This is a genomic window from Criibacterium bergeronii, from assembly GCF_001693775.2.
Classification (GTDB): Bacteria; Bacillota; Clostridia; order Peptostreptococcales; family Filifactoraceae; genus Peptoanaerobacter; species Peptoanaerobacter bergeronii.
The window spans coordinates 1-11,630 of sequence record NZ_MBEW02000036.1; the positions used below are offsets into that span (position 1 = coordinate 1).

16 protein-coding genes are annotated in these 11,630 nt (G+C 33.2%); 6 read left to right on the forward strand and 10 right to left on the reverse strand.

Translation table 11 applies throughout. The features are described 5' to 3' along the window. The coding region (locus BBG48_RS09890; protein ID WP_116170972.1) for an ECF transporter S component at positions 1-601 on the forward strand (601 nt) is incomplete at its 5' end. A 399-nt stretch (positions 602-1,000) separates the two neighbouring features. Next, on the forward strand, positions 1,001-1,279 hold the full coding sequence (locus BBG48_RS11340; protein ID WP_274541890.1) for a M20/M25/M40 family metallo-hydrolase: 279 nt from the start codon (positions 1,001-1,003) through the stop codon (positions 1,277-1,279). Between the two features lie 20 nt (positions 1,280-1,299). Here the strand turns inward: BBG48_RS11340 and BBG48_RS09900 are convergent, their stop codons facing one another. The 4 genes from BBG48_RS09900 to BBG48_RS09915 form a co-directional block, all read right to left on the reverse strand. Further along, positions 1,300-1,992, reverse strand: coding sequence for a DUF7662 domain-containing protein (locus BBG48_RS09900; protein ID WP_094754389.1), 693 nt, complete (start codon positions 1,990-1,992; stop codon positions 1,300-1,302). A 70-nt stretch (positions 1,993-2,062) separates the two neighbouring features. Further along, a complete protein-coding gene (locus tag BBG48_RS09905; protein WP_068912503.1) occupies positions 2,063-2,440 on the reverse strand; it encodes an SdpI family protein in 378 nt (125 codons plus the stop codon). 62 nt (positions 2,441-2,502) lie between these two features. Continuing rightward, positions 2,503-3,297 carry a DUF3169 family protein gene (locus tag BBG48_RS09910; RefSeq protein WP_068912501.1) on the reverse strand — a complete coding sequence of 265 codons (795 nt, stop codon included), beginning with the start codon at positions 3,295-3,297 and terminating at the stop codon, positions 2,503-2,505. Beyond that, positions 3,287-3,502: a helix-turn-helix transcriptional regulator gene (locus BBG48_RS09915; RefSeq protein WP_068912500.1), complete on the reverse strand. Its 216-nt coding sequence runs from the start codon at positions 3,500-3,502 to the stop codon at positions 3,287-3,289. The genes BBG48_RS09910 and BBG48_RS09915 overlap by 11 nt, the downstream gene beginning before the upstream one ends. Positions 3,503-3,844: 342 nt before the next feature. On the opposite strand from BBG48_RS09915, the gene BBG48_RS09920 reads away from it, so the two are divergent. Continuing rightward, entirely contained in the window at positions 3,845-4,420 is a 576-nt protein-coding gene (locus BBG48_RS09920; protein ID WP_199560405.1) for a YczE/YyaS/YitT family protein, read from the forward strand. Positions 4,421-4,560: 140 nt separating this feature from the next. Beyond that, the gene (locus tag BBG48_RS09925; protein WP_068912498.1) at positions 4,561-5,412 is read left to right on the forward strand and encodes a hypothetical protein; all 852 of its coding nucleotides are present in this window, start codon (positions 4,561-4,563) and stop codon (positions 5,410-5,412) included. Between the two features lie 59 nt (positions 5,413-5,471). Here BBG48_RS09925 and gltA read toward each other — a convergent pair whose 3' ends face one another. Beyond that, positions 5,472-6,860, reverse strand: a complete 1,389-nt coding sequence (gene gltA / locus BBG48_RS09930) for an NADPH-dependent glutamate synthase (protein WP_068912496.1) — start codon at positions 6,858-6,860, stop codon at positions 5,472-5,474. A 9-nt stretch (positions 6,861-6,869) separates the two neighbouring features. Further along, complete coding sequence (locus BBG48_RS09935) at positions 6,870-7,694, reverse strand: sulfide/dihydroorotate dehydrogenase-like FAD/NAD-binding protein (protein WP_068912495.1); 825 nt, start codon at positions 7,692-7,694, stop codon at positions 6,870-6,872. Positions 7,695-8,225: 531 nt separating this feature from the next. On the opposite strand from BBG48_RS09935, the gene BBG48_RS11385 reads away from it, so the two are divergent. Next, the gene (locus tag BBG48_RS11385) at positions 8,226-8,504 is read left to right on the forward strand and encodes an ATP-binding cassette domain-containing protein (protein ID WP_068912493.1); all 279 of its coding nucleotides are present in this window, start codon (positions 8,226-8,228) and stop codon (positions 8,502-8,504) included. Positions 8,505-8,558: 54 nt separating this feature from the next. Further along, a complete protein-coding gene (locus BBG48_RS09945; protein WP_068912491.1) occupies positions 8,559-8,786 on the forward strand; it encodes an acyl carrier protein in 228 nt (75 codons plus the stop codon). Positions 8,787-8,889: 103 nt separating this feature from the next. Here BBG48_RS09945 and BBG48_RS09950 read toward each other — a convergent pair whose 3' ends face one another. The 4 genes from BBG48_RS09950 to BBG48_RS11040 all read right to left on the reverse strand — a co-directional run. Beyond that, positions 8,890-9,450, reverse strand: a complete 561-nt coding sequence (locus BBG48_RS09950; RefSeq protein WP_068912490.1) for an FUSC family protein — start codon at positions 9,448-9,450, stop codon at positions 8,890-8,892. Beyond that, entirely contained in the window at positions 9,447-10,055 is a 609-nt protein-coding gene (recR, locus tag BBG48_RS09955) for a recombination mediator RecR (protein WP_068912488.1), read from the reverse strand. The genes BBG48_RS09950 and recR overlap by 4 nt, the downstream gene beginning before the upstream one ends. A gap of 9 nt (positions 10,056-10,064) precedes the next feature. Next, positions 10,065-10,406 (reverse strand): YbaB/EbfC family nucleoid-associated protein, encoded by a 342-nt coding sequence (locus tag BBG48_RS09960; protein WP_068912486.1) that lies wholly within the window; start codon positions 10,404-10,406, stop codon positions 10,065-10,067. A 119-nt stretch (positions 10,407-10,525) separates the two neighbouring features. Next, the coding region (locus tag BBG48_RS11040; RefSeq protein ID WP_158527928.1) for a hypothetical protein at positions 10,526-11,630 on the reverse strand (1,105 nt) is incomplete at its 5' end.

Here is an 11,630-nt window from a genome sequence, read left to right on the forward strand (position 1 = left end):
ATCATATATTATGGTAGTATTTATCAACATTCCTGTGGTAATGTTTTTGAAGTACGAGCCAAAGCACGTGCTCATAACTATTGCCGGGTTCATCTTTGGTCCAATATCAGCACTGATAATCTCTACAATAGTCGCCTTTGCGGAGATGCTCACAATAAGCGGTGATGGATTTATTGGTCTTGTAATGAATATAATCGCTACTGCATCTTATGCTTGTATTGCATCATTTATCTATATAAAGGGCAATAGGACAAGGAAAAGTGCATTTATAGGTCTTATAGCCGGCTCAGTGTTAATGACTGTATCTATGCTACTTTGGAATTATCTAGTAACGCCTATTTATCTTGGTATACCAAGGGAAGAAGTGGCAAAGATATTGTTGTCTGCTATTTTACCATTTAATATTTTAAAAACCGGTTTAAACTCAATCTTCACTTATTTATTGTATGAACCAATCATGAAGATTGCAAAATCCTCCCATGTAGGCATTGAGTCAGCAAATCAAATGACTGCTAAAAGCAGCAAAGGCTTTTTAGTATCATCCTCATTTGTATTGTTGACTTGCATTTCATTAGCCTTGGTCGCATTAAACAGAATATAATTTCAATTAAAAAAGAAAAAAGAGACAAAAATTTTAAAAATTTTTGTCTCTTTTTATATACCCTTATATCATTGTTAGATTTTTGCTGATTATCTTGAAAAATATATGTCTTGAAACTAGCTAATATCTTGATTTTATAATTTTACAATTGTATAAAAAAATAAATAACAGGAGGTATGAATGAACTATCTAAATTTAGCAAAGAGTATTTCTCAAGAGTTAAAAACTTTAAGAGCTGAGCTACACAAGTATCCTGAGCCTTCAACAAAATAAGTAGAAACTTCTAAAATAATACTTACCCATCTTAAAAAAATCGGTTTAAAAAATATAAAAACCGGTCTTGGTAACGGTGGCAACGGTATAATCGCCGATATAGACAGTGCAAACCCCGGAAAAAGGATAGCTCTTAGAGCAGATATCGATGCGTTACCAATAAAAGAGGAAACCTGTCTTGCTTGCTCTTCAGTAAATGATGGCTATATGCACGCCTGCTGGCATGACAATCACATAGCTATGCTAATTGGAGCTGCAAAAATAATCTATGAAAATCGAAATGAATTAACTGGTAGCGTAAGACTAATATTTCAACCAGCAGAGGAATTATCTCCTGAGGGTGGAGCAAAGTCAATGATAGCTGATGGAACACTAGATGGTGTAGATGCCATTTTTGGCTTATGATTACATCTGTTTTTTTTAAATTAATTTTCAGATTTTCTCCAAAAAAGCCCCTCAGATTTTGCTAGGCTCTGCAAGATGGATTTTGCCTCATCATGCGGATTAAATACCGCCAAATATGCACAATCCCATTCAAAATTTATAAGAAAGTTTTCTTCTTCAAACAGGCAATTTAGCCAGCCGGAGTGATTGTCCATTATTTCCTTGATAATTTGGTCGATAAGCTTAGGCTCTGGTTTGTATAGTCCGCCAAACCAGCTAATTGTCACAGAGTAATAGCACATCAGCTTTAGTATTATGTTTGCAAATTTTCTTTGCATATCAATGTATCTGTCGCCGTTTAAAAATAAATGCTCTACTTCAAAAAACTGTCCTTTATCTCCCGGCGGTACAACTACAGGCAAAAAATCAATTACATAACAATCTTTTTCAAAAAGCTCATCTATTAAAGCCTGCTCTTTGTCAAAATTATTTTTTACAAATTCAAGCTTTTGCTTTTTAATGTTGACTTTTTTAATTCTATACCCTGCATTTAGCCAACCAAAGGCTATGGAGTGAGGCTCTGCAACCGTCCAAAATTCAGGATATTTGTATGCAGACTTGTCTAACTTATCTCCCAAAATACTTTCAATTTTTTTAAATTTCATTTTTACAACAGCTTTGTCGCATTTTTCTAAATATCTAGTCAGTGCAACGTATTTACCGCCCTTTGGCATAAAATATCTCCTTTTTATTTAAATTCCTACTAATAATATTTTCAAATCGCCCAGTAAAAATTTAATATATTTATATACGATTTCCATTTTTATCAAAATTTTTCTTCAACTTATTTTCTGTATAAAAAACACTGCTCAACAATAACCCTATCTGTATACCTACCAAAATTCCGCCTACTTTTCCGACTAAATCAATGGATTTATTCGTCACCATCAACATTGCAACAATGGTTACCAGCAATATAGCCATTCCTGACAAAAACCAAAACTTTCCAGCAGTATTATTAGCAAATTGCCAAGTGTCATTATTTTTCATTGACATTGAACTCCTATATCCAAACACACCATTAATATTTTTTGGAGGCTCTTTAGAAAATTTTTTCCCAACAAATATCATGGTTAAAGGCGTAAGTAAACACATAATAAACATAAAAACCCAAAATCCCATAGACTATGACCTCTTACATAAATTAAAATTTTTACATTCATTCAAATGACTGAAAAATATTTTTATTCCTCAGGCTTTTTAAATGAAAAATACATATAAGAAAGCATATTTACTAGGAACAGTACAGTTATTACAAAATATACCATAAAAGATATCTGCACCTGAATTCCAATAAGACCTAATACAAATGCAATAACATATAGTGCTTTATTAGAATTTTCTAGTGCCTTATATCCGGCATAATAGGCTTGCTTTTTTTCTGCCTCATCCATAGATTTAAACCATTGCTTGTTAAATGACAAGCTGTAGACATCACCTTTTTTATTTGGATAAACTTTTTTAATTGTTTCAACTATTTTATTTTGCATAACAGTATAGTAAAAATAGGAAATAAGTATAAAAGCCACAACAATTAGAGTTGGTATTACAGCCTTACCTGTAGGCACTTGACTATTGTACTTGGTTACTATGCTAAGTGTCTGTATCGATGAAATAACCGCTAGCAAAATAATGTTAAATATGTTCCCAAAGGAAAATAAATACAAGCTAATCGTCAACAGCTTTTCATTATAAAATTCATCGTCAGCTTTTACGGAATTTTCAAATTCTTTTTTCCCTATCAAAAATAAGGCTGCACCAATTACAATAAAAAAAATAATTATGCAACTAGCTATTAGATGGGCATTTAGCAAAAAATTATCTTTAAAGCTGACAATATTTTCGCTCATAGCATTAATATAATCATATAAAAAATGCAACCTAATTTCGCCTATTATAAATCCTAAAAACAAACCTGCGATAAGAACACCAACAAGAAATAAAACACTATGCTTTTTATTTTCACCCTTATTTATCATTTTCGTCCTCCTCATAACTAAAAATATCTTCAATACTCACACCAAGTAGCTTGGCGAGCTTTAGGCAAAGTGTCACTGACGGGTTATAATCTCCTCTTTCTATCAAAGATATTGTCTGACGACTAACTCCAACCATTTTGCCTAGCTCATGCTGATTAAAGCCACTTTTATTCCTGTATTCCTTTAAATTATTTAATAATGGCATAGGTTTTTTCCTTTATTATTTAAGTTTTTGGTTAACAAATAGATTTGAAAAATAATTTTGTCTAACAAAAATGACAACTTTATTTGTCATTTATTATATCAGTGACAAATAAAGTTGTCAAATATTTTTTATAAACCATTATTGCCTGCACAAAATATTTTTCCATTAAATATTCTTATATTTCAGCAAGCGTATTATATTTTTATTTAAATTATGATATTATAAAACTTATAATATAAAAAATGATAATTTTAAAGAAGGAACACCATTCCTCATAAAATAAAAAATCAAAAACTATTGCCTTTCCAGCTCCCTTTTCATATTAGATTAATTCGTCTTATTTTGGGTCTTTTTTTATATGCACTTGCGATTGCTATTACAATACAGGCAAATATTGGCTATATGCCATGGGACGTACTGGGAGTCGGCTTTTCTAAAACAGCTCATATAAGTGTAGGACTGAGTTCTATTTTAATTGGTGCAATTATTATTTTAATCAGCATTTTTTTAGGTGAGATCATTGGTCTTGGCACAATTCTCAATATGCTGTTAATCGGCTCTTTCCTTGACATTATATTATTTATAAATTTTATTCCTAAAATGACTGAATTTTGGTCAGGGCTGATTATGATGCTTTTTGGTCTTTTGGTTTGTGCTTTTGCCTCATATTTTTATATCACAACAGCTTTTGGAACAGGTCCAAGAGATGGACTTATGATTGCAATCAGTAGAAAATCCGGCTATGCCATCGGCTTATGCAGAAGTGCCTTAGAAATCTTTGCCGCAAGCTTTGGCTATATACTTGGAGGTCTATTAGGTCTTGGTACAATAATTGCCACCATTGCATTAGGTTTTATGATACAGCTGGTTTTTACCCTTTTAATTTTGACCCAAGGCAAATTAAACATGAAAGGCTGAAAGAAACTTTACTTAGGCTTAAAAAATAAGAATTGTTCTAAAGATTATTGTCAAAAATTTGCATATGCTATATATTAAACTTAACTGGGATTGCTATTAAATCCTAAATATTACATAAATTTTTGTCATGGAGACACATTATGAAACTAAATTTTGTAGAATTAAATCCATGTATGAATAAAACTGTATTCATACTTGATGATGTGCCGGTAGAAAAATATGCCGAAATTTCAGAAAAAATTATAAGCTATGAAAATTTATTTGCCGAACAGGTTGGTTTTTTGAAACCTCCTTTTGACAAAAATAACGATGCTCATCTACACATGATGGGTGGAGAATTTTGCGCAAATGCCACTATAAGTCTTGCTGCTTATACCGCCTTTAATAATCAAAGATGTTTTGAAAACGGTGCAGATGCTTGCAAGCTAAATATTGAGGTCTTTGGTCAAGACCAAGCTCTTGAATGCAATGTCACAAAAACCAGCCTAGACAACACATTTTATACAGATATACAAATGCCACTGCCAATAGGTAAAATGCAAATTATTGATGAAATTGGCTCTATTAAAAATATTAAAAAAATTGATTTTAATGGTATCACACATTTTTCTGTGGACGATAAAAATTTTAATAACATAGAAGAAAGAGAAGTATTTTTTGGTGAAGTAAAAAACTTCATGGAGGAAAATCAAAGCAGCTACATGGCTTTTGGCATAATGTTTTACGATTACGAAAAAAGTTTTATGACACCTCTTGTATATGTAAAAGGTACTGACTCTCTATTTTGGGAAAAAAGCTGTGCATCAGGTACAAGTGCATTTGCCTCAATGATGACATTTGAGAAAAATAAATCACTAAATATAGATATCGCTCAACCTGGGGGCTCTATAAACGTAAACACCACTTTTGAAAATGGTAAAATTACAAAAATTATTCTAGGTTCTGAAGTTAGCGTCATAGCTAAAGGACAACTATATGTAAATATAATTTAAAAGCTAATATAAAAAAGCCTTGTCATTTTAATTTGGCAAGGCTTCAATTTTATAAATTTTTACTGATATTTTTCTTTTATATATTTATCTATTGCTTTTGCGGCTATCTTACCTGCTCCCATGGCAAGTATTACTGTAGCTGCTCCTGTTACTACGTCTCCGCCTGCATAAACTCCTTCTAGCGAAGTTTGTGCACTCTCTTCGTTTGCTATTATTCCGCCATGATTATTTATATTAAGCCCTTTTGTACTTGCAGCTAGTATTGGATTTGGAGTTGTACCAAGTGCCATTATTACTGTATCACACTGTATTATATATTCTGAGCCTTTGACCTCTACCGGTCTGCTCCTGCCTGAGGCATCAGGCTCACCAAGTTCCATTTTTATACATTCAATTCCTGTGACATTTCCATTATCATCTTGAACAATTCTTACAGGATTTGTAAGTAAATTAAATTCTACTCCTTCCTCCATGGCATGATGCACTTCCTCAATTCTAGCGGGTAACTCTTTCATAGAGCGTCTGTATACTATTGTGGATTTTGCTCCTAGTCTTAGTGCTGTCCTTGCGGCATCCATTGCCACATTTCCACCACCTACTGTTACTGCGTGCTGTCCTATCCTAACCGGTGTATTATAATTTTTATCATAGGCTTTCATAAGATTAATTCTTGTTAAAAATTCATTGGCGGAAAATACTCCGTTGGCTGTTTCTCCCTCTATGCCCATGAATTTTGGCAGACCTGCACCTGTGCCTATGTATACTGCTTTAAAATCTTCTTGCTCCATCAAGTCTTTAATGGAGACTGTCTTTCCTACGACTACATTTTTTTCAATCTTTACTCCTAAAGCAAGTATCCCGTCTATTTCTTTTTGTACTACTTCGTCCTTTGGCAGTCTAAACTCAGGTATGCCGTAGACTAACACGCCGCCTGCCTTATGGAGTGCCTCAAATATTGTCACGTCATAGCCTTTTTTTGCAAGGTCTCCCGCCGCAGTAAGTGATGATGGTCCGCTACCTATTACTGCTACTTTTATGCCGTTTTGTGGCTCTTTTTCACCAAATTTTATGCCATTTTTTCTGTTTGTATCCGCTACAAATCTTTCCAGCTTGCCTATGTTTACAGACTCAAACTTTATTCCCATTACGCAGTTGCCCTCACACTGTGTTTCTTGTGGACATACTCTACCGCATACTGCAGGTAACGCAGAGTCTTGAGCTATTATTTGTCCAGCTCCCACTATGTCATTTTCTTTAATTTTTTTTATAAATTCGGGTATTTTTACCCCTACAGGGCAACCGTCTACACATTTTGGATTTTTGCATTGAATACATCGTTGTGCCTCTTTTATAGCTGAGTCTAAATCATAACCGTAGCTCACTTCTTCAAAATTTTTTGCTCTTATCTTTGGTTCTTGCTCTTTTACCGGTATTCTGTTAGGTATCATTTGTTCACCTTATTTCTCATATCCTTTATATATTCCTTGTCGTCTAATACATTCGTCAAAATCTACCTTGTATGCGTCAAACTCAGGTCCATCTACGCAGGTAAATTTTACTTCTCCTCCTATGCTCACTCTACACGCTCCACACATTCCTGTAGCATCTACCATAAGTGAGTTTAGTGAAACTATAACGTTTTTTATGCCAAGCTCTTTGCATTTTAGTGTGGTAAATTTCATCATTATCATTGGTCCTATTACAACTGCATGGTCGTAATTTTTGCCCTCATTTTTTACCAAATGTTCTAAATATTGAGCTGCGTTGCCATGAAATCCATAAGAGCCATCATCGGTGGAGATGTAGACATTTCCTGCTACAGATTTTAGCTCATCTTCAAAAATCAATATATCTTTATTTCTTACTCCAAGTATTACATCTGCCTTGATGCCCTTTTCGTGAAGAAATTTTAGCTGAGGATAAATCGGTGCGATGCCCACTCCTCCGCCTATAAATACAATGTTTTTAGTTCTTAATTCTTCACCTGACATCGTCTCAAGCTCTGACGGACTGCCAAGCGGTCCTGTAAAGGTGTCAATATATTCGCCCTCATTTAGCTTTGCAAGTCTTTTTGTCGAGCTGCCAATGGTCTGAAAAACAATGGTTACTGTGCCTTTTTCTCTATCAAAATCACAAATTGTAAGAGGCACTCTTTCTCCTACTTCATCAATTATTACTACGACAAATTGACCAATCTTACAAGCCTTAGCACATCTTTTTGCCTCTATATCCATTAATGCTATATTTTCTTTAAGCATTTGCTTTTTTACGATTTTATACATTTATTCTCCAAAATCATATCTATTTTAATTATAAATTTTTTTAACAATTTCAAATTTTTTTATAAACGGATTACGTTAATTTTACGTTGTTACAGCTAAATTGTCAACCTAAGTAAAAAGATTTATTAGACCTTGCTAATGAATTCATTAAAAAAGAAAAAGAAAGTGGAAGTCTTGATAAAATGATGGTTGAGGCTACTCAATTATCTGAGTCTATGAATAACTAAAAGCTAGACAATATTAGCTCATTTCTTAATCTAAAAATTTTATAACAAACAAATAACATATTAAAAGGTTCAAGATAATTTCAAAATTAGATATGTTCACTTTAAATGACCACTTTGAGTGATATCAAACCCATTTAAACTGACATATCTAATTTAATATAATGTTAATTGTGCTAATTTGACGTAGCTAGAGCATATCAAATTATTACTAATGAAACTAAATATGTAGTTGCTGTTATTTATTTTGTAGTTACCTTTAGCTTATCAAAGGCAATTAGAATTTTAGAAATGAGGCTTAAACAAGTTGATTAAAGTAGAGAATTTAGTAAAAAATTACGAAAATAAAAAAGTTTTAAAAGGCATAAACCTTGAAATAGATTGCGGAAAAGTTGTAGTAATAATAGGTCAGTCAGGCTCAGGTAAATCCACATTTTTAAGATGTCTAAACAGGCTTGAAGAACCTACCTCAGGCAAAATATTTTTAGATGGCATTGAGCTTACAAATAAAGAACAAAAGATTTTTTATCAAAGGTATTATAAATTTTTAAAAAATTGCCTTGATTTTTTTATACGATTAGTATAAACTACTATCTGAATAAAAGACATGCTAGTTTCTTAGTTAATTATGGAGGACTATATGATATTCGAAAAGATAGTAAATATTATTTGTATAAATACTGGACTAAGTCCTGAATCAATCTCATTAGATAGTTCTATTGATGAAGACCTTGAAATTGATTCCATAGACGCATTTGAAATTTTGTCTGAAATTGAAGACGAATTTTCTATAGAGGTGGATGAGGACGCAATGAGCAGTTTTAAAACAATCAGGGATATAGTAGATTATGTAGAAAATGCAGTTTAATACTGCATATATACATATTTGATTGTGTGACAGCACTTAATATTTCTAAGTATAAAAATACCCTATGAATTTTCATAGGGTATTTTTTTAGTATTAAATAATTTTATTTTCCAGTATCATATTCCTCTGCTACCTTTTTCTTTTGAGCCTCATCAATTTCTTTGAGTGTGCAGTAATCTTTGTGATATGGAGATACAAAATTGGTTGCGACTGCTACAGATACTCCGACCAATGTATCCACTACACGAGAAATAACGTAGGCATACTTTAAGTCATCTTGCGAAATATATGATAGTAGAGCAATTAGAAAACATATACAAGCACTGCTAACAAATTTATGGTTTATCAACTGTCCTGTTTTTATTATCGGTATTAATAAAAATGACATCAACAAATAATAATACCATGTAAACAGTTCAAAATCAAAAAAATCCGTCAAAAATACGAACGCCATCGCAAAAATACCGCCAAGAAATGTACCGGCAAATCTATTTTTTGCATAGGAATAACTGTCGTCTAAGGTTGGTAATAGTGCTAAAAAAGCAGATATGGCAGAATTTATCGGCATCCCGCCCATCAATTTTGTTATCATAACTGAGATATAAACTGCAACTACGGTCTTAATTATCCTCTTACCTATAAAAGGCTCGTAGTAGTTTTTCAATCGCTGAACACATCCATTCTGTTTTCTAAAGCTTTTGTGATTGTGACCTCATCGGCATATTCTATATCTGAACCCATTGGAAGTCCTCTAGCTATCCTAGTAACCCTTATTTCAAATGGAGATAACAGTCTTGCTATATACATCGCTGTTGCCTCTCCATCTATTGTAGGGTTTGTAGCAAGTATTACTTCCTTTATATTGTCATCAGCCATTCTTGTAACAAGTTCTTTTATCTTGAGCATATCCGGTGTGACTGAGCCGGCAGGAGAAATAGTGCCATGCAGTACATGATATAGACCATGGTACTCTTTGGTACGCTCTAGCTGTATAACGTCCTTTGGAGACTCTACAACACATATTATGGATTTATCTCTTTTTTCATCACTACATATTGGACAAGGGTCTGTGTCGGTGATATTACAGCAAGAGGAGCAAAATTTTACTCCTTGCTTTACTGATGCTATTGACTCTGACAGTTTTTTTACATCCTCTTGCGGCATATTTATTATATAAAAAGCCAATCTCTGTGCAGTTTTAGGACCAACTCCGGGTAACCTAGAAAGATTTTCTATTAAACTGTCAATCGGTCTTGTAAAATTTGCCACTTTTTACTCCTAAAACATTCCCGGTAGATTTAATCCACCGGTAATTGAGCCAAGTGAACTGTTAGTAAGCTCATCGACTTTTTCTAGTGCCTGATTGACTGCTGTAAGCACCATATCCTCTAGCATTTCTACATCATCAGGGTCAACTGCCTCTTTATTTATAGATATTGAAACTATTTCCTTTTTCCCATTGGCTACGACCTTAACCATGCCGCCACCTACTGTAGCATCAACTTCTTTTTGTGCTATTTCTTCTTGCATTTTTTGCATATCCTTTTGCATTTTCTGGACCTGCTTCATCATGTTATTCATATTGCCAGGCATTGCTCCTGGAAAACCTCTTTTTGCCATGTTTTCTCCTCAATTCATAATTTTTATAAATAAATATATAATTTTTGAAATTATATATTATATTTCTCAATTTTTCAAAATTTAAAACATATTTTTTAAACTTTTGTATCCTTTACTAATCAGTTATCCACTACATCTATTGGCACGCCTTTAAATTTTTGTCTTAAATTTTCTAAGGTCTCATCCACTTTTTCCGTCTTTTGTCCTGATAATTCATGGTCAAATATGACTTTTACATCATAATTTGTACCTGCTATTTTATTAATCGCATCTTTTACCAGCAGCACGTTCTCAGGTGCTCCCAGCTTGTTTTTATGAAAGGTCATTTTATCATCAAAGGTTAGGTATATTGTGTTGTTCATCACTCTTGATACCTTTGCATCTAAAAGTAGTGCTGCAACCTGCGGATATTTATCATGTCTTAGCTTGTTTTGGACGTCCGTCATAACACTGACAATCTGCTCAATTAATTGTTTTTCTGAGTCTGATATTTCTTCTTGAGTGCTAACAGCTTTAGGGCTTATGCTAGACTTTGTTTGTATATTTTTATTTTGACTGGAGACATTTGTGTCAACTGTAGTTTTAGTTTCTTTACTTTCAGATGTTGCCACGATTATTCCCTGTGATTTAATCTGTTCTAGCTCCTGCCTTAGCGATGATATTTCACTTTTTAGCATTTCTATTTGTGATTTATAACTATCATCAGACAAGACTATATTTTTTGTAGAGCCGACAATAAAAGCATCTAGTAATATTTCAGGATTTTGTGAAAACTTCATCCTATTTGCCAGCTCCGACAGCTCCACTACCATATCTGTGGCTTGCTCTATGCCGATATCCTTTGAAAAAGTTTTTATACTTTCTGTAAATAATACTTCTTTTGTGCTTTTTGCATTTAGGTGCATCGCATCAATTAGTCTTGATATTAAAAGCGATGGTATTGTTTTTAAATCAACTGCACTTTTTTGTTCCTGAAGTATCTCAAGAGCACCTAGGGTATCCTTGCCAATTATCTTGCTAAGCAGTATATCTATAGTCTTTATCGGCACTTGCCCAATTGCAAAGGCTATATTATCCATATTTACATCGCCTAGTGATGACACTTGGTCCACTAGAGAAATTGCGTCTCTTAATCCTCCATTAGATAGATTTGCTATATATCTTACCGCTTGCTCATCAAATTTGATATTTTCCTTAGTTAAAATTTCACAAAGTCTTTTGTAT

Excerpts from the sequence above, each read along its gene's own strand:
- BBG48_RS09900 (WP_094754389.1), bottom strand. The coding sequence starts at position 1,992 with ATGCCAAAGGGCGGTAAATACGTTGCACTGACTAGATATTTAGAAAAA.
- BBG48_RS09905 (WP_068912503.1), bottom strand. The coding sequence starts at position 2,440 with ATGGGATTTTGGGTTTTTATGTTTATTATGTGTTTACTTACGCCTTTA.
- BBG48_RS09910 (WP_068912501.1), bottom strand. The coding sequence starts at position 3,297 with ATGATAAATAAGGGTGAAAATAAAAAGCATAGTGTTTTATTTCTTGTT.
- BBG48_RS09915 (WP_068912500.1), bottom strand. The coding sequence starts at position 3,502 with ATGCCATTATTAAATAATTTAAAGGAATACAGGAATAAAAGTGGCTTT.
- BBG48_RS09925 (WP_068912498.1), top strand. The coding sequence starts at position 4,561 with ATGAAACTAAATTTTGTAGAATTAAATCCATGTATGAATAAAACTGTA.
- gltA (WP_068912496.1), bottom strand. The coding sequence starts at position 6,860 with ATGATACCTAACAGAATACCGGTAAAAGAGCAAGAACCAAAGATAAGA.
- BBG48_RS09935 (WP_068912495.1), bottom strand. The coding sequence starts at position 7,694 with ATGTATAAAATCGTAAAAAAGCAAATGCTTAAAGAAAATATAGCATTA.
- BBG48_RS09945 (WP_068912491.1), top strand. The coding sequence starts at position 8,559 with ATGATATTCGAAAAGATAGTAAATATTATTTGTATAAATACTGGACTA.
- BBG48_RS09960 (WP_068912486.1), bottom strand. The coding sequence starts at position 10,406 with ATGGCAAAAAGAGGTTTTCCAGGAGCAATGCCTGGCAATATGAATAAC.